At 59.9% G+C, this 279-nt stretch carries 1 pseudogene; it reads left to right on the top strand.

Annotated features, from left to right (window positions below):
- A pseudogene (hrcA, locus tag CH341_RS32385) lies at positions 1-181 on the top strand (heat-inducible transcriptional repressor HrcA); the annotation flags it as partial.
- Positions 182-279: the final 98 nt, after the last annotated feature.

The raw sequence follows: 279 nt of genomic DNA, 5'->3' as shown, positions 1-279 counted from the left end.
CTCGGAGAATAAATTGTTTTCGCTCTCCGGCTCGTCGCTCGTCGTGGCGCCTTTTCGCGACAGCGGAGAACGCGTCGTGGGGGTGCTCGGCGTGATCGGCCCGACGCGACTGAACTATGCTCGCGTCATCCCCGTGGTCGATTACACGGCACAGCTGATGACGCAGCTCATTCGCCGCTGAGAATGTGTGATTAGACACCGGTTGCGGGCCTGCGGGTTGATTTTCCCCGTGCGAGCCCTGATATGCCGCTCGACTTGAGATCACCTACGAGAGATCGA

Source organism: Rhodoplanes roseus (assembly GCF_003258865.1).
GTDB lineage: Bacteria > Pseudomonadota > Alphaproteobacteria > Rhizobiales > Xanthobacteraceae > Rhodoplanes > Rhodoplanes roseus.
Note: the sequence above shows the minus strand (reverse complement) of the source record. Positions and strands in the feature narration are given on the sequence as shown.